The organism is Providencia sp. PROV040, from assembly GCF_032706145.1.
GTDB classification, from domain to species: Bacteria; Pseudomonadota; Gammaproteobacteria; order Enterobacterales; family Enterobacteriaceae; genus Providencia; species Providencia hangzhouensis.
In genome coordinates, this window is record NZ_CP120530.1 from 3669944 (window position 1) to 3690339 (window position 20396).

A 20396-nucleotide genomic window follows, 5' to 3' on the forward strand; every position below is an offset into this window, starting at 1 on the left:
TGGCGTATTTATGATCCACTTATTAATTATTGATGCATTAAACTTAATACGCCGTATCCACGCGGTGCAAGGAAGCCCGTGTGGAGAAACTTGTTTATCTGCAATATCGCAGTTGATCGCCCATACTGATGCCACGCACATTGTTGCAGTATTTGATGAAGAAGGACGTCACCAAAGCTGGCGCCATGAAAAACTCCCCGATTATAAAGCGGGGCGACAACCTATGCCTGAAGATCTGCATGCTGAACTCCCCACCCTAATAGCCTTATTTAAAGAAAAAGGGGTTCACTGCTGGCAGTCTGAAGGGGATGAAGCCGATGATTTAGCCGCTACCTTAGCAACACGCATTGCGGGATCGGGGCACACAGTTACCATCGTATCCACAGACAAAGGTTACTGCCAACTACTTTCCCCTAACTTAAGAATTCGCGATTATTTTCAAAAGCGCTGGCTAGATATCCCTTTTATCGAAAAGGAATTTGGCGTTTCTCCTAATCAACTTCCTGATTATTGGGGGCTTGCAGGGATCAGTAGTAGTAAAGTTCCCGGTGTTGCAGGGATTGGTCCTAAAAGTGCCACGACACTATTGCAACAATATCACTCTATTGAAAATATATTTGCCAATTTAGATAACCTTGAAGAGAAATGGCAGAAAAAGCTCATCAATCAGCAGGGAATTGCATTGATTTGCCGAGATATTGCGACTTTAAGAACCGATATCGCGATACGAGGGAATCTGAATCAGTTGCGTTATGCACCCAACTAATAGAAAACAGAAAAGCCACTTAATGATGAAGTGGCTTTTTTATTGACTGATTCTATAAATTAATAATACTCACGTGCCATTGGATTTGCCGACCATATCCTCATCACATGTACAGTTACTTCTTCGCGGTCATGATAAAGCTGTTTCGCTTGAATCAACACATTAACGCCTTGCTCTTTAAGCTGTGCTTTCATCTTTTCTAAGATATGTGAAACTTCTTCATAGCGCTTTTTCATCGGCAATTTTAAGTTAAAAATGGCCTCTCGGCACCAACCTTGAGCAAGCCAATCAGTCATTAGCGCAGCAACTTTAGCTGGTTTTTCAACCATATCGCAGACTAACCAAGTAATATTATGGGAAGTAGGCTTAAATTTAAAACCATCTTCACGGTGATGCTTAACTTGCCCTGTATCCATAAGGCTTTCCGCCATTGGGCCATTATCTACAGCATCCACCATCATACTGCGTTTCACTAATTGATAAGTCCATCCCCCTGGGCATGCACCAAGATCGACAGCTTTCATCCCACTTGCTAGACGTTCTTCCCATTCTTCATAAGGAATGAAGACGTGGAAAGCTTCCTCAAGTTTTAAGGTTGAACGGCTCGGTGCATCTGATGGGAATTTTAACCTTGGGATCCCCATATAGAAATTTGAACTATTATTGGTATACGAATACCCGGTATAGCAGCAACCAGGGGCAATAAAGAACACATGAATAACGGGCCGCTTAAAGTTTTCGAGTGGCAATAAGATTTTTTCTTTACGTAATGCATTACGCAAAGGTACCGTAAACTTGCGGCAAAACTTCAAGAGTTCTTTCGATTCATTGGTATCAGCAACTTCAACACGGAGATCTCCTGCCCGCACAACTTGCTGACTCAATGCATTTACAATCGGGGTAATACGGTCTTCAGGCGGTAAATCCTTAAGTAAATCCCCTATTACAATCATTTGACGAGCAAAAATTAATTCTCGAAAAGGCAACGTTTGTGCGAGTTTGTCCGCATCTTCTGCTTGGTAGCACTCAAAAATAACATAACCACTGTTTTCTTTTACGCGGGCAAAACCATAAATTTCTTTTTGCCCTGCTTTATCTGTAATTTCTGCTGCACATTCTTTTTCAAAGCCTGGACGGCAATATAGTGCAATTTTATTACTCATTGCGTGACGCCGATTTCCTTAGACGCATAGCGCCAATAACCACTAACAGCCAACCAATTAGGAAACATACACCACCTATTGGCGTAAAATAAGAGAAGTATTTTACCTGCAATAGTGCCATACAATAAAGGCTACCGCTAAAAAGAAGTATCCCAACAGAGAAAAACACACCTGACCAATAGAACCACAGAATTATTTTACGTAATAAAATTGCCCCTAGCACCATTAGTGCAACAGTATGCAACATTTGATAACGTAGCCCTATTTCAATCCAGTCCATTTGATGGACACTCATAATTGACGATAACGCATGTGAACCAATAGCTCCAAAAGCAACAGTAAAGAAGCCACTAATTCCTGCAAAAATTAACATCAAACGACTATTCACAGTAACACCTTTTATTTAAATACTTGATTACTGAATAAGCGCCACATCTTGGTCACCCGTAATAAAACCTAATTTTTCTTGTTCACTTGCCGCCTGCCCAAGAATCCATTGGCGAAATGCAGCTATTTTGCCTAAATCTGCCTGATTTTCTTGGCAAACTAAGTAGAATGCATTTTTACTAACTAACACCTCACTAAAGGGACAAACTAAGCGCCCTGCGTCAATTTCATTTTTAGCCATAACATTATTCGTCAGTGCAACTCCCTGACCATGAACAGCAGCTTGAATAACCATCGCACTATGACTAAAAATGGGACCTTGCTGTACATTAACGACATTTTGTAACTCTAGTTGCTTAACATATGCTTGCCAGTCTCTTCGTGAAGAATCGTGAAGTAACGTATGTTTTGCTAAATCTTCAGGAATTTTTAGTTGGCTATCTCCAGTTAATAAAGATGGTGAACATACCGGCATTAAATATTCAGCATAAAGCCTATCTGTTCTTAGCCCTGGCCAATTACCTTTACCGTAGAAAATAGCGACATCAACGTCATCTGCCAATTTATCTTCTTCTCTATCTACAGCTTGGATCCGCACATCAATTCCTGGATAGGCCTGGTTAAAGCCTGAAAGCCTTGGCACCAGCCACTGAATCGCAAAACTTGGGGATAAACTAACCGTTAATGCTCCTTTTGCACTTCTGGCTTGTAACTTACGCGTTGCCTCGTTTAAAGAAGAGAAAATCTCTTTAATATCAAGGTAATAACTTTGACCTTCTTCTGTCAATAACAATGATCGGTTGCGCCGACGGAATAATTTCAGCCCAAGGAAATCTTCCAAACTTTTCATTTGGTGGCTAACGGCCGCTTGAGTTACAAATAATTCTTCTGCTGCCTTAGTAAAACTTAAATGACGAGCAGCAGCATCAAAGACTCTCAGTGCATTTAGGGGCGGTAATCTTTTAGACATAATCACTTCTACTTGGCATCTTGTTATGCATTAGTTTTTTTCATCCGAAGCATTATAATTTGTCCCTTGAGGATACGCTAGTAAATACCTATAGTATGCACACTTCCTAAGCCGGAACGAAAAGTTACAGAGTTTAGTTACTTTGAAACTTTTGGCTTTGTGGTTGTGATGTTGTGTTTGCAAGTTGTCTGGTTGAACCAGACCTTTGTAGCTTTAGCTACTGTTTTTTCACTTCCTGTACATTTACCCTGTCTGTCCATAGTGATTTTATATAGTGCACCGCCAACGCGCGGTGCTTTTTTTTACTCTTTTTTTAATGCTATTTCGGTATTTACTTAAGCAATTTAACTTAATAAATACAAATAACTATAGATAATTGTAAGTGTACCGAAAAAACTTTCAGTAAGATATTTAAGATAAATCTTGAAAATTATTTACTAAGTACTTAAAAAAATAAATTTATAAACAAAAGGCATTGCATTGCAACGCAAAACACTGAATCATCTTGAAACCACATCTAGAAGAATTGCTAATAATTAATACCAAACGTAACAAAATATTTCAATGGCTAGATTAAAAAATGATAAGTTTAAATTAATCAGAAAGTAACTATAAATGTACTAATAAATGTACAATCAACTAATACCGCACTCAGTAAAATCAAAACACATTGAAATTTTGACTAAAAAGAAAATACTCATGGATCATTTTAGCGCCACCACATTTCGCCTCACCTTCCCAGCGATAGACTCATCAACACTATTTTTTGATAGTGCGGCAACGGCATTAAAGCCTATCGCCATGATCAATGCATCTAATGACTATTATCGCTTGTCGGGCAGTTCGGTATATCGAGGGCAGTCATCTGAATCATTGAAATTAACACGTGATTATGAGCAGGGGCGAATCCGTGCTGCAAAATATATTCATGCTTCCAGTGAAAAAAATATTATTTGGACACGCGGAACAACTGAGTCAATTAATTTAATTACACAAGGTTATTTTCGCTCAACATTAAAACCTGACGATGAAATTATTGTCAGTGAAATAGAACATCATTCAAATTTATTACCTTGGATTATGCTTTCACAGCAAACTGGCGCAAAAATTATAAAATGGCCAGTTGAAAAGAACCTGACATTGAGTCTTGATGTACTCCAATCTAAATTATCTGAAAAAACGAAAGTCATCGCTATCACTCAAATGTCCAATGTAACTGGCTATCAACCCGATATACAAACGGTGACTCAGCTCGCTCACCAAGTAGGAGCTTTAGTCGTTGTTGATGGCGCACAAGGTGTCGTTCATAGCCCGATTAATGTCAGTGAGCTGAATATTGATTTCTATGCATTTTCAGCACATAAGTTATATGGGCCAACTGGGCTTGGAGTTTGCTACGCCAAAACAGAACTTTTAGAGCAAATGACCCCTTGGCATGGTGGAGGGAAAATGTTGACCCACGTCACATTTGACGATTTCACTCTTGCACCTATTCCACAACGATTCGAAGCCGGAACACCGAATATTGCAGGGGTAATTGCCTTTTCTGCTACCCTAGAGTGGCTGGAAGGAATAAATTTAACACTAGCAGAAACATATACTTGCTCACTAATCGAATATGCCACTAAAAAACTATCGGCACTTCCCGGCTTTATTCGCTATAGTGTGCCTGATTCTCCTTTGCTATCATTTAACTTCAAAGATATTCACCATAGTGATCTAGGTGCCCTCTTGACCGAACAAAATATTGCATTACGCTATGGTCAACATTGCACCCAACCATTAATGGATGCATTAAATATCAGTGGCTGCTTGCGTATCTCAATGATGCCGTACAACAACCGGGAAGACGTCGATAAATTTATCGATGCAGTCACCGTTTCACTTTCTATACTCAATGAATAAATCAATAAAGGAAGCCTAATGACTTCGACTAACCATGAACTTGCTCCGCACCCATTCGGTACAGAGATTAAAATTCAAGAAATAGTTGAACAGTTTTCCACACATAAAGCATGGGAAGATAAATACCGTTTATTAATTCAATTTGCGAGAAAATTGCCGGCGCTGTCTGATGATGAAAAGCTGCAAACTCAAGAGGTTAAAGGCTGTGAAAACCGAGTTTGGATTGGAGCACTTCTCAATGATGATGAAACATTTCATTTTTATGGGGATAGTGAAGGCCGGGTGGTGAAAGGGTTATTTACCATTTTGTTAGCGGCAATAGAGCAAAAAACAGCGAAAGAAATCATGGAAATTGATTTTAATAACTTATTAGCTCAAACCGGCTTACCTAGCCAGCTCAGCGAATCCCGCCAAAATGGTATTCAATCACTCATTACGGCAATTCAAAATATTGCCAATGAAATGACACCTGCGTAATTCATTGAATGAGGCTATCTATCGCAATAGCCTCATTCACTTTACTGCTGTTCCATTTCCCGTTGTGATTTTGCTATCATCTTTTTAAGTGCATGTGAGACAGCAATAAACCCAAAACTGGCTGTAACCATAGTCACCGCACCAAAGCCTGAAGCGCAGTCCATACGCTTAGAGCCATCCGCAGTGCTTTTTGCCGCACACACAGTGCCATCACTTTGCGGATAAACAAGCTGTTCAGTAGAAAAAACACAGTCAATCCCGAGCTTTCCTTTGCCATTTTTAACAACGTTAAAATCGGATTTTAAGCGTTCCCGCAACTTAGCGGCTAAAGGGTCTTGAACCGTTTTAGCTAGGTCTGTCACTTGAATCTGTGTTGGGTCGATTTGTCCACCAGCCCCACCTGTGGTGATAATGGGTATTTTAAAGCGTCTACAATACGCTAACAACGCAGCTTTAGGCCTTACACTATCAATGGCATCAATGACATAATCAAACCCCGTGCTAAGGTAGTGAGCGACATTATCAACAGTAATAAAATCATCAATAACATTCACTACACATTCGGGGTTAATTTCTAAAATGCGATTTTTCATCACATCAACTTTTGGTTGCCCAACTGTCGACTTGATGGCATGTAATTGGCGATTGGTATTAGTCACACAAATATCATCCATATCAATTAATGTGATATGCCCAATACCTGAACGAGCAAGCGCCTCCGCGGCCCACACGCCTACCCCACCAATGCCAATGACACAAATGTGGGAACGTGCAAAAAGATGAAGAGCATGTTGCCCATATAAACGCCCGATCCCAGCAAAACGCTGCATCCAAGCATCAGAAAGCTTAGCTTGCATAATAACGAACAACCTCAGTTAAAACTGTAACTACATTGAACCAAATAGCGGCTGGCTTTTTTTCAGCACCCAAACTCGCCCGTAATGGTTATAAAAACCGGCCATTTTTCCGGCTTCATGGCCTATACCGTGGTAAATATCAAAATGATGCCCTTTAATCGCACCACCAACATCCAAGGCTACCATCATACGCATTTCGTACTGCCCCGTAAATTTCCCATTATTATCTAACACAGGGATCTCCGCGAGTAAGGCTGTTCCCGGTGGAATGAGAGTTTTATCTGATGCAACAGATGCTTTAGCAATTAAAGGAACCGCACTTGCGCCTCTAACAGGGACAAATGATTGCGGTTTAAAAAATACAAATGACGGATTTTCTTCTAATAGCTGGCGAACTTCTTGCTCGCTATGCTGATTCGTCCAATCATGGATAGCTTGTAATGACATTTGGCTCAGAGGAACTTCACCGCGGTCTACCAGCACTTTTCCGATACTTTTATAGGCGTGACCATTTTTACCTGCATAACCAAAGAAATTCAGTGGGCTGCCATCCCCAAAATCAACATAACCACTTCCCTGAACTTCCATCATAAAATTTTCAACCGGCGAATTACTATAAGCTAAAATTAAATGATCACTCAGGGCACCATTATAAATCGCCGCTCGGCTAGGTAAGCGTGTTTTTCCTTTTGGCGGCATACCGTACAACGGATAACGAAATTCACCTTGAGCCATACGGCGCGCCTCGATCACAGGTGTGTAATACCCTGTAAATTGTACGTTTCCATAATTATCAGCGCCTTCCATTTGGAAAGCGGTTAAATTGAAATTTGCCAATTGAGCCGGGTTCCCCCCCGCCATCAACCAGTTTTCTATAGCATGATAGGTATCGTTGTTATTTTTAAACAATCGCGGTGATGCATTTTTAATTTCATTAACTTGTTGATTAAAATCTGGCGCATTTATTGGTCGCCCCTGTACATTCACTTGATTTACTTTCTGTAAATCTTGCACTAAGCGACCATCTTTATATTGTTGGCCTTTATCCGTTGGATGGGTTTGGCATCCAGCTAATAAGGAAAGAAATACGCTGGTTACTAACCATTTTTTTACTATTTGTTTATTTACGATTTTTGTTAGCCCTATATTCATGCTCTACCACCCAAATAAATCCAACAATCCAATATGAAGCGCACAATAGCAAACCCAATTAGGGAATGAAACGTGTAAATATATTTAGTTAGGTTATTTTCCTCTCTCTACTCACTAAAGAGCAAAAAACAGCCAGACAGAACAGATTTTGTTCTGTAAATGCTAAATTTTGAAAAAAAAACACGAAAAAACTTGCATCAGATCTCATCCCGAGTATAGTGCCCGCATCGGACGCGGGGTGGAGCAGCTTGGTAGCTCGTCGGGCTCATAACCCGAAGGTCGTTGGTTCAAATCCAGCCCCCGCAACCAATTACTGATTAAATCAGTAAAGTAACAAAAAATCTGCAGTATAAAGTCGTAAAAATTCAGTCGCGGGATGGAGCAGCATGGTAGCTCGTCGGGCTCATAACCCGAAGGTCGTTGGTTCAAATCCAGCTCCCGCAACCAATTTTTTACCTCTTCAGTCGCGGGGTGGAGCAGCATGGTAGCTCGTCGGGCTCATAACCCGAAGGTCGTTGGTTCAAATCCAGCCCCCGCAACCAATTCTTTCAAATACCCTTTCTAATTCAATTACCTTTTTAGTACCACTATAGTAAATTCTATTTTTACCCATCGATAAAAACAAAAAAAGGCGACTCACACACGTTTATCACCTTTCTTTATTTTAATCTGATTTAAATTAATTAGTTGCGAATTGCTAATGCACCGCCATTACGGAAATAAGCTTTTACCCCTTCAAAAATGGATTCTGCCATTTGTTGTTGGAATTTAGCTGTTTTCAATTTCCGCTCTTCTTCTAAATTACTAATAAAAGCCGTTTCAACGAGAATTGATGGGATCTCTGGAGCCTTCAACACCGCGAACCCGGCTTGATCAACTCTGTTTTTATGCAACTTGTTAACTTTTCCCATCCGTTTTAGTACTTCGTCACCAAATTTCAAACTGTCGTTAATCGTCGCTGTTTGCACGAGATCAAACATCGTATGGTCGAGATACACATCTCCACTTTTACTCACACCGCCCACTAAGTCCGCTTCGTTTTGTGTTTGTGCTAGGTAGCGAGCCGTATTACTGGTCGCACCCTTCGTTGATAGCGCAAAAACAGAAGAACCACGGGCTGAGCGGTTAGTAAACGCATCTGCATGAATTGAAACGAATAAATCAGCCTGCATTTTACGTGCTTTCGCCACTCGGACTTTTAACGGAATAAAGACATCTTCATTACGAGTCATATAGGAACGCATTTTAGGGTCTTTATCTATCAAAGCTTTTAAGCGCCGTGCGATCTGTAAAACCACATCTTTTTCACGTGTCTTATATTTGCCTATCGCACCAGGGTCTTCACCACCATGCCCTGGGTCGATCATAATAATAATGGGGCGATCCGTTCCTGCTTTTCCAGGCTTCTTCGCTTGAGCAGGCATGCTTTCCTCAAGATCACCTTTATTATAATCCTCAAGTAATGCCAATAGAGGATCATCATTGGTGTCAACACCTTTACCTGGATAAAAATCAAGAACTAAGCGGTGCTTAAATTCCGCAACAGGGGCCATCGAGAAGAATTGAGGACTAACTTTATTTTTAACTTCAAATACCAAGCGAACCGTTTTCGGATCAAATTGCCCAACTCTAACCAGTTTAAGGTAAGGATCACGTGTTTGAATTTGGGTTCCCATATCCTTTAATACATTATTTAACTGCACCCCTTCAAGATCGACCACAATACGCTCAGGGTTATTAAGCACAAACTGGCGGTACTTCAATGGAGTACTAGATTCCAATGTTACCCGGGTATAGCTGGATGCAGGCCAAATGCGCACAGCCACCACGCTGCTACTCGCAGAAAAACCGAATGGGCTAATGCTCAGTAACATAACTGCAGCTGCGCCCTGAATAAAACGACGCTTCGATGGGTTGTGATCTTGGTGACTCATCAATAATTCCGAACCTAGAACTGAAAAATAAAGTGATTTTAGGATAATTGCTAATAACTAGACTTGAAATACGCACTCTAACTAATCATTTGCACTCTGTCATTAAGAATATATCAAAGCATCTATAGAGTTACATTAATGAGTATAACCTAATCATACCGAGAGAAAATATTTGTGAGTGACTTTCTGTGTCAATTTTATGCAATTTAATTTTCGTAGAGTATATCTAGTTAAATTTAGAGATATGTAAACGATAAAAATAAAAATGTTACTTTTTTTATCCCATCTTTTACTTGATATTTCCCAACAAAAAGAATAAAAATACATTATTAACGAATAAAAATTCAATTAAGAGGGTTGTTATGAAAGAGCGCAGCACCGAGTTGGTTGATGAGTTTCGCCATTCGGTCCCTTATATAAACGCCCACCGCGGCAAAACATTCATTATTATGCTTGGTGGTGAAGCGATTGCGCATGAAAATTTTCCTAGTATTGTCAATGATATAGGATTATTGCATAGTTTAGGCATCCGAATTATTGTCGTTTATGGTGCTAGGCCTCAAATTGAGGATATCTTAGCTGAACACAAATATGATGCGGTTTATCATAAACATACTCGTGTAACAGATGCGAATACACTTGAATATGTAAAACAAGCTTCTGGAGCTTTACAATTAGATATCACGGCTCGGTTATCTATGAGCTTAGGTAATACCCCGCTTCAAGGCGCACATATTAATGTGGTTAGTGGTAATTTCGTTATTGCTCAACCTCTAGGGGTTGATGATGGCATTGATTATTGCCACAGCGGAAGAATCCGCCGTATTAATGAAGAAGCCATTAATAATCAGTTAGATAATGGTTCCATTGTGTTGATTGGGCCGGTTGCAGTCTCTGTCACAGGAGAAAGTTTTAATCTGACCTCTGAAGAAATTGCAACTCAATTAGCAGTAAAAATGAAAGCGGAAAAACTGATCGGTTTTTGCTCCTCACAAGGTGTAGTAGATAAAGAAGGCAATATTTTGTCTGAATTATTCCCAAATGAAGCAGAAAACCGTATTCAAGAGCTGGAATCTGAAGGCGATTACTACTCAGGAACCGTGCGTTTTCTACGTGGAGCCGCAAAAGCTTGTCGCCGGGGTGTCCGCCGTAGCCACCTATTGAGCTACCAAGAAAATGGTTCTTTAATTCAAGAATTATTCTCTCGCGATGGTATTGGTACCCAAATAGTCATGGAAAGCGCGGAACAAATCCGCCGTGCAAACATTAATGATATTGGTGGAATATTAGAACTTATTCGCCCATTAGAGCAGCAAGGGATTTTAGTTAGACGTTCACGTGAGCAATTAGAAATGGAAATTGATAAATTTACCATTATTGAACGTGATAACTTAGTCATCGCTTGCGCGGCGCTTTACCCTTACCCAGAAGAAAAATTAGGTGAAATGGCATGTGTCGCTGTTCATCCTGATTACCGTAGTTCATCTAGGGGAGAGGAGTTACTGCACCGTATTGCCGTACAAGCAAAACAATTTGGTTTAGACAAGCTATTTGTACTAACAACTCGTAGCATCCATTGGTTTCAAGAGCGTGGTTTTACCCCCGCGGAGATTGAGATGTTACCAATGAAAAAACAGGCTTTATATAACTACCAGCGCCGCTCTAAGATATTGATTTTAGATTTAAAAAACCAAGCTGATAAGTAAATATTAGAATATTCAAAATGATTGCTATTTAGTCAATTACTTTAACCCCAAACTATACAAGGATGCATAGTTTGGGCTATGGCTTTAACACAAATGAATAGCCACTAAGCTATCTGAATAACCCTTGCTTTCTCACACAAAGGAATGGAGTCTAAATGCGGTTGTATTGCAGCTTTCATCTCAGCGAAAGAAGTACCATAAAAATAAAATGCCGTTTCTGTCGGGCCATCCCAGACCCCATGAATACTCCCAATATCTTCCACTGCTTCATCTAGAGTATCGAATACTTCATTGATATCCCCATTTTCATAAACGTCATCAGCGAGCTCTGTCCCGTTGAAATAAATAGCCATACCTTCATCTGAGCCAAAATCGATTCGAACATCTTCGCCATGAATGAATAAACGAGAGCCCTTTGGAGCTAACATTGAAGAAAAAAGTTGAATAATTAAACTGATATTTTCGTCACTAGCTTCTTCAAGTGCTATTTCTATATCGCATTCTTGCGCTTCGCCATTATCACTTAATAATGTTCCACCACCTGTAACATGGATATTTTTACCCATGCTTTTCATGACTTCATTAAATGCATCTTCTAAATCACCACGCCTAATCGGTTCAAGTCTTGCATTTAATGTTACTGTAATTGCCGTCATTGCTTGCTGGTTATCCATCTCATTACCTTTACTTTTGGGTTAAATATTCACGTAACTTACATATAAACTAGTCACATTAATTGGGTCGCTAAACCACTTCGCCGCTTGGTTGGTGTTTCAACTGCTCGACGTAATACCTTTGGGCTGCCATAAAGAGATAGCTCTTTTTTAGCTCGAGTTATCGCCGTATACACCAGCTCACGAGTCATTACGGGAGAATATACATTTGGTAAAACTAATGCGGTATGAGCAAACTCCGAACCTTGTGATTTATGAACGGTCATTGCATAAGCTGTTTCATGTTGTGGAAGTCGGTTAGGTTGTACCCCACGAATAGTCCCATCTGGAAATTGAAAATAGGCTCTCAGTGCATTTTCTTCATCCGGTAAAATGATACCTATATCCCCATTAAAGAGTCCTAATGGGCTGTCATTACGGCTAATCATAATTGGCCGGCCTGCATAGTGTTTATTCAATAAATTATATGGACGGTTTATTATCCCTTGCCTATGAAATAATTTTTCCAATTTATCGTTAAGGCCAATGACGCCAAAAGGGCCTTCTCGCAGAGCTGTTAGTACCCGATATTGGTTAAATTTTTTCAAAACTTGCTCAGGATCTTCTTTATTTTTAACCGCTAATAGATATTCCTTATAATTTTCAGCGGCATCTAATAAAATTTTCGCGTAATCATCTGCGGTTTCTTGAATATAACTATGTACATCTGGCCGCTGCTGATTTAGTAACTGTTGAACTCTAGAAACATTACCTTCATTTACAGCAAAAGCGAGTTGCCCAATCCCTGAATCTGCCGAAAAACGGTAGCTTTTACGTAGCAAACATAGGCTATCACGAATAACTGGGCCGCTTGGTGATGCATAAGGTTCAACTGAATGCCCTGTTAACTCCGAAAGTTGGGACGCTCTTTCTGCACTATAACCGTTATCAGCAAACTGACAGATATCCCCTAATACTGCCCCTGCCTCGACTGAGGCTAATTGGTCTTTATCACCTAGAAATATTAACTTTGCATTTTCAGGTAATGACTCAAGTAATTTGCTCATCATGGGTAAATCTACCATTGAGGCTTCATCAACAATCAGTACATCAAGAGATAAACGATTATCTCGGTTATAGCGAAACTGCTGGCTCTCAGGTTGAGCCCCTAGTAAACGGTGCAATGTTTTTGCATGATTAGGCAAAACAGCGTGTTCTTCATCGGTTAAAGGCATTTTTTTCATCGCCTCTCCGAGGGACTCCGTCAACCTAGCTGCAGCCTTACCGGTTGGAGCCGCCAACTCTATTCTAATTTTATGGTGATACTTAATTTCAAGTTTAATTAATGCAGCAAGGATACGCGCAACTGTTGTGGTTTTTCCTGTTCCTGGCCCCCCTGATATAATTGACACCTTACTCGTTACAGCAACTGCTGCTGCAACTTTTTGCCAATCTATATCATCAGTAATAGGAAATAAGCTGTCTAGTACATTCTTAATTTGAACATTATTTTGCTTATCTATTAATGTATTAGAGAAAAATTTCGCAACATACTGCTCATATTGCCACATCCGTTGAAAATATAAATATTCCCCTGAAAGCACCAAAGGAGAGATTTTGTTTTCTGTTGATAATGACACTGCATTTGCTTGTCTGAGCGTTTGATAGAGCTCTTGCTCACTCGGCTCTCCCATTTTTTGCCAAAACGCAGTTGCTAACTCTGGATGCCTTCCCGCAAACAATTTTTCGGGGTCAACATCCGCCAGTGCTAGGCAAACGTGCCCAGCCATAGTTTCTGCGCTAAGGAGTGCGGCAATCATAAGTACTATAGGACACTTATCATCAGAAATGCTGTAAGCAAATTGTACATCTAGAGGTGTAAAGATATGCTTCTCAATAGCCTGATTAAATAGGGATTTCATTAAGTTGGTTCCCCTTGCTGAACATTTTTAAATAAGCTATCTAACGCTTCAATAAAAGGCTCTATAGGGCGATAAAAGAAAATGCCGTTACTTGAGTGAATATTATCTATGCCTCGTAAAAATAAATAATAAACGCCACCAAAATGAGTTTCATAATCATAATTAGGCATTCTTTGCTTGAGGTAACGATGTAACGCTAACGAATATAGTTGATATTGCAAATCATAGCGGTGGTCTATCATCGCTTCAGCCATGGCTTCTTGGGTATAAAAACTGGCATCTTTCCCTAAATAATTTGATTTATAATCAAGAAGATAAAATTTGCCTTTCCAGTAAAAGGTGAGGTCAATAAACCCCTTTAAAATACCCTGAACTCTCTCAAAATTTAGCGGAGGACAACGTTGTGATAATGGGTCATATTGGTGCGTTATCTTATCTAAATGACTGGCACTCAATAGGGAATCAATAGGGAGATAAAACTGCATTTCATCCAATTGGTCTTGAGCCTGTAATGCAGATAAACATAAGCCGTCTTCTGATAGTGGTGCCTGTACAATTGCATGCAGCCATTCTTGCAGCATTGGTGCCCACTGTATGTCAAACCCTGAGGATTCAAGTTTTTCAGACAACCATTCTTGAGAAACATGCCCACTAAAATCAATCTCCTCCATCAAGTTATGCAAAAATGTTCCCGGTGATGCACCTTTAGGAAATTGATGAGGAGTTAGGATAAGAGACTCGTCTTCCTGTTGCTCCACATCAACACTAGCCTCAATATCCATATTAGGGGCTAATGAATTAGCAAATTGCAATGCTGAAACTGATTCTTCTGCTTCAGTATGGCTTGAACCATAACTTAACCCCGAATAGCTGGTAACACGCCAGTGGTCATTAAAATGACGAGTCACTGCTCTTGCCGATAAGTTTACGCTATCATTTTGTTCTAATAGCACGCGTTCCGACTTAGGTTGATTAATCACTGCAACATCAATAACGTCATTGCTAATTTCAGCTAGCATGTCGTTCAATAGTAGGCTATCTCCTGCTTGCCCTTTTTGGATGACGTAACCCAGCGCAGATAAGTGTAAATCGGTTTCACCACTTTTTTTTCTGTTACCTTTAATTAATGGTGCAATACCGACACTACAGTGATAGATAGCCCTTGTGAGTGCTACATATAATAAGCGTAGGTCTTCTGCTAGACGCTCTTCATCAGCTAGAGCAACATTTTCTTCACTATCGTTTAAATCTAGCCGTACTGCATAATCCGTTCTATCGTGATATAAACCTTTAGATTGGGGTAGAAAATTGCTCGCAAAAGGCAACCAAACAATCTTATATTCAAGGCCCTTAGATTTATGTATTGTACTGATCTGCACCAAATGTTTATCACTTTCAAGACGCATTTGTTGTGCGTCAGATTGATGATCAGGATGGGCAATTTGTTGCGCCAGCCAACGTGTTAGTGTGTGCTCACCTTCAAGCTGTAATGACATTTCTTGTAACAGCTCACCAATATGCATCACATCCATTAAGCGACGCTCTCCATCGGCACCTGATAATAACGTTTCTGCAATTTTCCTCTGTGCCATGACCATTCTAAGCATGGGGAGCACGCCTCGTTTTTGCCACACCATGGCATAACGAGCAAATTCATCTACAATTTTTTCCCACGATTTTTCATCATGGTTTAGGTCATCAATTTGTTTAGCGGTTAAACCCAATATTCCTGTCGCCAATGCACTGCGCAAAACACGTTCTTTTTCCGGTGTTAAAACTGCCTGTAGTAACCACAGTAAATCTCTCGCTTCTGATGTTGAAAATACACTTTCCCGATTAGATTGAAACACAGAAGGGATATTTAACCGATTTAAAGCATCACGGATCAATACAGCTTCACGTCGGCTACGAACCAACACAGTAATATCAGAAGCCTCTACAGGGGTATGTGCTCCTTTATTGTCAAAATAGCTACTACCCTGAAACCCGCCTTGTAAATATTGTGCGATTTGCGCTGCACATTGTGAAGCTGTTGCCTGTTCATATTCAGCAACTGAGACACCTTCTGCTTCCACTTGCCAAAATGTAAGTGCTTTGACCACTTCGCCATCATGAATAAGTTTTTTACCGCTATTTTGCTTAGCGAAATTAACGGGTTGAAAAGGAATTTGCTCAAAAATAAATGGTGACTGACAGTGGCCAAATAAGTGATTAATAGCTTCAACCATATTTTGCGATGAACGATAGTTAGTCTCTAATGTGTAGTGAGCACTAACTTCATTTTTTGCTTCGATATAGGTGAAAATATCTGCGCCCCGAAAAGCATATATAGCTTGTTTAGGGTCGCCGATGAAAAGTAATGCGCTGTCATTAACTTCCCGATAAATTCTTTGAAAAATACGGTATTGCTGTGCATCTGTATCTTGAAACTCATCTATCATCGCAACAGGAAAGCGTTGACTAATAGCTTGAGCTAAAAATTTCCCACTTTCTTGAGCAAGAGCACCGTCTAAACGGGTCAATAAATCATCAAACCCCATTTCACCACGATTATGTTTTTCATTAGTAATCGCTTCCCTCACCTCTGAAATGGCCAGTGGAATAACCAGATCTTTTAGAGTTAATGATTGAGAAAGTAGCTCATCTATACTTTGAAAAACAATATGTTCTGGCCCTAAGCCACTTTTTGATTTTTTATGTAATACCGTTTGTGAGAAACGTTCAAGATCTTTAGGAAGCTGATAATCTTCTGTTTTTTCTTGAGCCCATTCGCCTATTTTTATCAGCCATGTAGGTAGAAAACGAGTACTATAACTTCGTTTATCCACATCTGAATCAGTGATAAGCTTCTCAAAATCCGCTGAGTTTTCTAACCAGGCCGTTTTAACTGACTCAATTAACAAGATTAGCCGCTGATGCCGTTCTTCTAGAGTTTCTACTTGTTTCGGTTGGTTAATAATTAAAGGAATGTCACCCTGCAAGAAAGGTTTAATCTCCGAAAGTAATGCTTCAGGACTAGTCCACAGTGACTGAATGACTTTCGTCATGGAGTAATTCAGAGGATAAAAATGGCGGCGCCAAAAGTCTGCACAAGCTTGTTTTTGAATCGGAAATTCATCTTGAATCATTGTTTGTTCGAACAATACTCCCGACTCAAATGCATTATGAACTAGCATTCTTTGGCAAAAACCATGGATAGTATATATCGCGGCTTCATCCATTTGCCTTTCCGCTGCCTGCAACCATTGCGCAGCGAATTTTCTTTGGGATTCCCCCGAAAGCTCAGCTAATAATTCAAGATACTCAGGCTGCGACTCGAAACCAACGCCATTTCTTAAGCAAACTAAGCGCATATCATGAATACGTTGACGAATACGTCCCCGTAACTCATTCGTCGCAGCCTCAGTAAATGTTACAACTAAAATTTCTTCAACACTTAACGGCCTAGGAAACGCATTAACGCCTCCCAGACCTAATAAAAGCCGCAGATAAAGTATACCAATTGTATATGTTTTACCCGTTCCTGCAGATGCTTCAATTAACCGCTGCCCACGCAGAGGTAAGGAAAAAACATTCAGTAATTGGGACTCTACCTGCACTTTATTCACTCAGCATCTTCCTTTATTGGTAAAATCTTTTGCAACTGAGAAGCTGTTGGGTAAAGCACCCAATCTTTCAGATGAGCATACCCCACTTTAGTATCAACTCCTTGGCCTATAACTTGGGAGCTTACTGCTAACCCCTTGTGCTTTATAACTGCATTTTCATAATACTCAATGACTTGTTCTTTCGTTGCTGTCCCTAAAGTTGCAATAACTTTTTCACGAGTATCAAAACTGAAAATATTTCTAGAAAAATCAGATGAATAACGGCCTACCTCCTCATAGAATGTTTGAGGTGGTTGATTCATCTCCGTGATAATGGATTGTTTATATTGATTAAATTCATCTATCGGCAGCTTTTTCAGTTTCTCTAATGCTTGAAGATAGAATTGTTGATAACGAGTATTCAAGTAACTCGGTGTTTTGGCATTACTTTGAATTAAAAAGCCCATTCCCCACTGATCCCCCAGCCCTGCTTTAAAAGCAAATACTGCGTAACCCAGTTGCTCATTGGTTCTTAATTGGTCATAAAACCAAGGCTGAATTACCTTAGAAAGAATACCTGATAATACTGCGCCATCAATGCGGCTATAACCGTCTGGAATAAAGATTTCAGCAAGTGCATTATCTGAGCTATTCCCCTGTTTATGGAAATCTGCTAGGTAATTTTTGTCGATAACTACAATATCACCACGCCACCAATTGGTACCTTCGCTCTTTAATAATTGCTGTGCATCTTTAATAGTTTTAATGCTTTGCGACTCAGTCATATTACCAAAGACCAGCGCTTGTAATGCTGCACTTTTAACTATCATTTCACGGTAGTTAGTGATGTCTTGCAATGAAATTTTATCTAGCTCGGCTAAACGCTGTTCTTGCTCAAAATAAGGTACACTATTAATACGCTGAAGCGGCTGCATGGCTAGCTCATAAGCTTTCGCATTATTAGCAACTTCAATTTGCTCTTTATACCAAGATTTTGCTTGAGCTAATTCTTGTTCCGTTGGCTCAAAATTCAGGTATAGCTTTATCATGGATAAAAAGAGTTCAGGTAAATGTTGGGTGTAACCACTGGCATTTAATTGCAGACCGATTCCCTGAGAAACAGAGACAGACATGCCAGCTACAGATGCCTGATATTGCAGTTCATCCATTTTCAATGAAGCGATATATTGTAATAAAGAGCCCGTTACTTGTTGCTTAGCATCTTTATCACCTTGGTTAGAACGTAATGATAAAGTGATACTCGCCTTTGGCTCATCTGCAAAATATTGACTTGGCATATATAACACTCGTGTATTGCCATCTTGATAGATGAATTCGGGGTGTTTATAAACCTTATCAGCTTTAATTAGTGATAAATTATCAGCAATATACGGGTTTAAAGCAGGTAATTTAAAATTCATTTTAGATTCTAAACTTGCCCAGGTTTTAAATTGTTTTGCTGTGATTTTATTGACCTGATACGGTGCATCGACAAAATAGGCTTTTTTGTTATTCGGTTCATTTGGACTAATAAACCAAATCCTCGCCTCTTGCGCAGTGAGCTCTGATAAACGCTGTTTAATCGCTTCAGGGTCATACTTATCTGCAATATAATCTGAATCAAGAACATGATTAACAGGAACATCAATCATTTGGTCTGATAACCATTCAATGTAGTTCATATCCCTGACAATTGAACCATAACGGAATGATAAATTGAGAACTTTTGCTATTTCATCAAAGTAACTTTTATTGACCCCATCATTTTTAATTAACTCAAGATAAGAAAAGATAGCTGCAATAATTTCGTCTCTTTCTTGTAACCCTTTATCAGTCAATGTCACATAAATAGAGAATGAACCATAGTTTCTATCTAAATTTGGAGTGGCAGAGGCACTGATACCTTCAGCAAGCCCTTGCGATATTAACCAATCAGCCAATGTTCCGGGGCTTCTATTACCAATTAAGTAACTAATATAGTTGTCACTTTTACTGCGAAAATCTGCCATATTATTTTTAATACTGAATTCAATTTGTATGGCTTTTTGCGGTTGCGCTGGCACATAATGAATAATAATGCCTTTTTCATTATCCGTTACTGCTGGGATATTAACAGCGGGAACACTTGCGTTAAAATTAGGTATACGCCCAAATGTTTCCTGTGCAATATTCGCTAATGATTCGATAGATTGGTCGCCGTAAAGCACTGCATTCATTAGGTTTGCAGAATAATACTGCTTATAAAAACCCACAAGCTCATCTTGTAGTTTGCTATTAGGTTTATCTTTCAGAGTCTCTAAATTCCCCCCCGAAAAACGTGAGTTCGGGTGTAATGGGTTCAATGTTTCAGAACGTACTTGCCATATACGCATCCCGTCACGAGAACGTGCCATTGTAAGTTCTGCATTAACTGCATTACGTTCTCTGTCTGCATTAATCGGGTCTAAAAGTGGCTCAGCTAATGCGTCTGCAAGCCTATCCGTCGCTTCTTTTAATGCACCATTTTCAACTTCAAAGTAATAAGCAGTACGATGAGAAGCGGTACTTGCATTATGGCTACCACCGTGTTTTTGCAAAAATTCAGAGAAACTACTTGGCTCTGGGTACTTTTTGGAACCCATTAAAACCATATGCTCTAAATAATGAGCCAGCCCTAATTGGCTATTTGGGTTTTCAATACTACCAACAGGTATCGATACCGCAGCCAATGATTTTGTTGCTTTGGCATCTGATACCAATAAAACCGTCATATCATTACTAAGTTTGATGGCTTTATATTCCCTAGGGTCTCTTTCACTTTTATTTACTGTTTCAGGCAAAACTTGCCAAAGTGGTTGCGCTGCTATTGCTTGACCACCGAAAAAAATTATCAGTAATAAAAATAGATGAGCGATATTTTTGGATAAATATTGCATCC

14 protein-coding genes and 3 tRNA genes are annotated in these 20396 nt (G+C 39.7%); 7 read left to right on the plus strand and 10 right to left on the minus strand.

The annotated features are described in order from the left end of the window. The first annotated feature begins 10 nt into the window (after window positions 1-10). Entirely contained in the window at window positions 11-766 is a 756-nt protein-coding gene (gene xni / locus P3L40_RS17035) for a flap endonuclease Xni (protein WP_196732527.1), read from the plus strand. Between the two features lie 59 nt (window positions 767-825). On the opposite strand, the gene rlmM is transcribed toward xni, so the two are convergent. The 3 genes from rlmM to P3L40_RS17050 are packed head-to-tail and all read right to left on the minus strand — an operon-like array spanning window position 826 to window position 3286. Continuing rightward, on the minus strand, window positions 826-1929 hold the full coding sequence (rlmM, locus tag P3L40_RS17040) for a 23S rRNA (cytidine(2498)-2'-O)-methyltransferase RlmM (protein ID WP_196732529.1): 1104 nt from the start codon (window positions 1927-1929) through the stop codon (window positions 826-828). Continuing rightward, window positions 1922-2317, minus strand: a complete 396-nt coding sequence (locus tag P3L40_RS17045) for a DUF423 domain-containing protein (protein WP_004908716.1) — start codon at window positions 2315-2317, stop codon at window positions 1922-1924. The genes rlmM and P3L40_RS17045 overlap by 8 nt, the downstream gene beginning before the upstream one ends. A 27-nt stretch (window positions 2318-2344) precedes the next feature. Beyond that, window positions 2345-3286 carry a transcriptional regulator GcvA gene (locus P3L40_RS17050; protein WP_004257564.1) on the minus strand — a complete coding sequence of 314 codons (942 nt, stop codon included), beginning with the start codon at window positions 3284-3286 and terminating at the stop codon, window positions 2345-2347. 699 nt (window positions 3287-3985) lie between these two features. Between P3L40_RS17050 and csdA the strand changes: the two genes are divergently transcribed. Beyond that, window positions 3986-5191, plus strand: coding sequence for a cysteine desulfurase CsdA (gene csdA / locus P3L40_RS17055; protein ID WP_036957995.1), 1206 nt, complete (start codon window positions 3986-3988; stop codon window positions 5189-5191). Between the two features lie 18 nt (window positions 5192-5209). Beyond that, window positions 5210-5668: a cysteine desulfurase sulfur acceptor subunit CsdE gene (gene csdE, locus P3L40_RS17060; protein WP_004257574.1), complete on the plus strand. Its 459-nt coding sequence runs from the start codon at window positions 5210-5212 to the stop codon at window positions 5666-5668. 41 nt (window positions 5669-5709) lie between these two features. On the opposite strand, the gene tcdA is transcribed toward csdE, so the two are convergent. Then, window positions 5710-6525: a tRNA cyclic N6-threonylcarbamoyladenosine(37) synthase TcdA gene (tcdA, locus tag P3L40_RS17065; RefSeq protein WP_004257579.1), complete on the minus strand. Its 816-nt coding sequence runs from the start codon at window positions 6523-6525 to the stop codon at window positions 5710-5712. A gap of 30 nt (window positions 6526-6555) precedes the next feature. Further along, entirely contained in the window at window positions 6556-7677 is a 1122-nt protein-coding gene (gene mltA / locus P3L40_RS17070) for a murein transglycosylase A (RefSeq protein ID WP_004257581.1), read from the minus strand. 232 nt (window positions 7678-7909) lie between these two features. On the opposite strand from mltA, the gene P3L40_RS17075 reads away from it, so the two are divergent. The 3 genes from P3L40_RS17075 (at window position 7910) to P3L40_RS17085 (ending at window position 8219) form a co-directional block, all read left to right on the plus strand. Then, window positions 7910-7986: transfer RNA gene (locus tag P3L40_RS17075), tRNA-Met, on the plus strand. 61 nt (window positions 7987-8047) lie between these two features. Further along, a tRNA-Met gene (locus P3L40_RS17080) sits at window positions 8048-8124 on the plus strand. 18 nt (window positions 8125-8142) lie between these two features. Further along, window positions 8143-8219: transfer RNA gene (locus tag P3L40_RS17085), tRNA-Met, on the plus strand. A gap of 141 nt (window positions 8220-8360) precedes the next feature. Here the strand turns inward: P3L40_RS17085 and amiC are convergent. Further along, the gene (gene amiC, locus P3L40_RS17090; protein WP_004257585.1) at window positions 8361-9611 is read right to left on the minus strand and encodes an N-acetylmuramoyl-L-alanine amidase AmiC; all 1251 of its coding nucleotides are present in this window, start codon (window positions 9609-9611) and stop codon (window positions 8361-8363) included. A gap of 362 nt (window positions 9612-9973) precedes the next feature. Between amiC and argA the strand changes: the two genes are divergently transcribed. Beyond that, window positions 9974-11317: an amino-acid N-acetyltransferase gene (gene argA / locus P3L40_RS17095; protein WP_036957996.1), complete on the plus strand. Its 1344-nt coding sequence runs from the start codon at window positions 9974-9976 to the stop codon at window positions 11315-11317. Between the two features lie 104 nt (window positions 11318-11421). On the opposite strand, the gene P3L40_RS17100 is transcribed toward argA, so the two are convergent. Genes P3L40_RS17100 through ptrA form a run of 4 tightly spaced genes read right to left on the minus strand, consistent with a single transcriptional unit; the run spans window position 11422 to window position 20394 of the window. Continuing rightward, window positions 11422-11991: a hypothetical protein gene (locus tag P3L40_RS17100; RefSeq protein ID WP_094961122.1), complete on the minus strand. Its 570-nt coding sequence runs from the start codon at window positions 11989-11991 to the stop codon at window positions 11422-11424. A gap of 53 nt (window positions 11992-12044) precedes the next feature. Next, window positions 12045-13892 carry an exodeoxyribonuclease V subunit alpha gene (recD, locus tag P3L40_RS17105; RefSeq protein ID WP_196732533.1) on the minus strand — a complete coding sequence of 616 codons (1848 nt, stop codon included), beginning with the start codon at window positions 13890-13892 and terminating at the stop codon, window positions 12045-12047. Next, a complete protein-coding gene (gene recB, locus P3L40_RS17110; protein WP_196732535.1) occupies window positions 13892-17500 on the minus strand; it encodes an exodeoxyribonuclease V subunit beta in 3609 nt (1202 codons plus the stop codon). Before recB ends, recD begins: the two co-directional genes overlap by 1 nt. Then, window positions 17497-20394 carry a pitrilysin gene (ptrA, locus tag P3L40_RS17115; protein WP_196732538.1) on the minus strand — a complete coding sequence of 966 codons (2898 nt, stop codon included), beginning with the start codon at window positions 20392-20394 and terminating at the stop codon, window positions 17497-17499. Before ptrA ends, recB begins: the two co-directional genes overlap by 4 nt. Between the last annotated feature and the right edge of the window lie 2 nt (window positions 20395-20396).

Bases quoted from the DNA above. Each gene is read 5' to 3' on its own strand.
- xni (WP_196732527.1), top strand. From the start codon at position 11: ATGATCCACTTATTAATTATTGATGCATTAAACTTAATACGCCGTATC.
- rlmM (WP_196732529.1), bottom strand. From the start codon at position 1,929: ATGAGTAATAAAATTGCACTATATTGCCGTCCAGGCTTTGAAAAAGAA.
- P3L40_RS17050 (WP_004257564.1), bottom strand. From the start codon at position 3,286: ATGTCTAAAAGATTACCGCCCCTAAATGCACTGAGAGTCTTTGATGCT.
- csdA (WP_036957995.1), top strand. From the start codon at position 3,986: ATGGATCATTTTAGCGCCACCACATTTCGCCTCACCTTCCCAGCGATA.
- csdE (WP_004257574.1), top strand. From the start codon at position 5,210: ATGACTTCGACTAACCATGAACTTGCTCCGCACCCATTCGGTACAGAG.
- tcdA (WP_004257579.1), bottom strand. From the start codon at position 6,525: ATGCAAGCTAAGCTTTCTGATGCTTGGATGCAGCGTTTTGCTGGGATC.
- mltA (WP_004257581.1), bottom strand. From the start codon at position 7,677: ATGAATATAGGGCTAACAAAAATCGTAAATAAACAAATAGTAAAAAAA.
- amiC (WP_004257585.1), bottom strand. From the start codon at position 9,611: ATGAGTCACCAAGATCACAACCCATCGAAGCGTCGTTTTATTCAGGGC.
- argA (WP_036957996.1), top strand. From the start codon at position 9,974: ATGAAAGAGCGCAGCACCGAGTTGGTTGATGAGTTTCGCCATTCGGTC.
- P3L40_RS17100 (WP_094961122.1), bottom strand. From the start codon at position 11,991: ATGGATAACCAGCAAGCAATGACGGCAATTACAGTAACATTAAATGCA.
- recD (WP_196732533.1), bottom strand. From the start codon at position 13,892: ATGAAATCCCTATTTAATCAGGCTATTGAGAAGCATATCTTTACACCT.
- ptrA (WP_196732538.1), bottom strand. From the start codon at position 20,394: ATGCAATATTTATCCAAAAATATCGCTCATCTATTTTTATTACTGATA.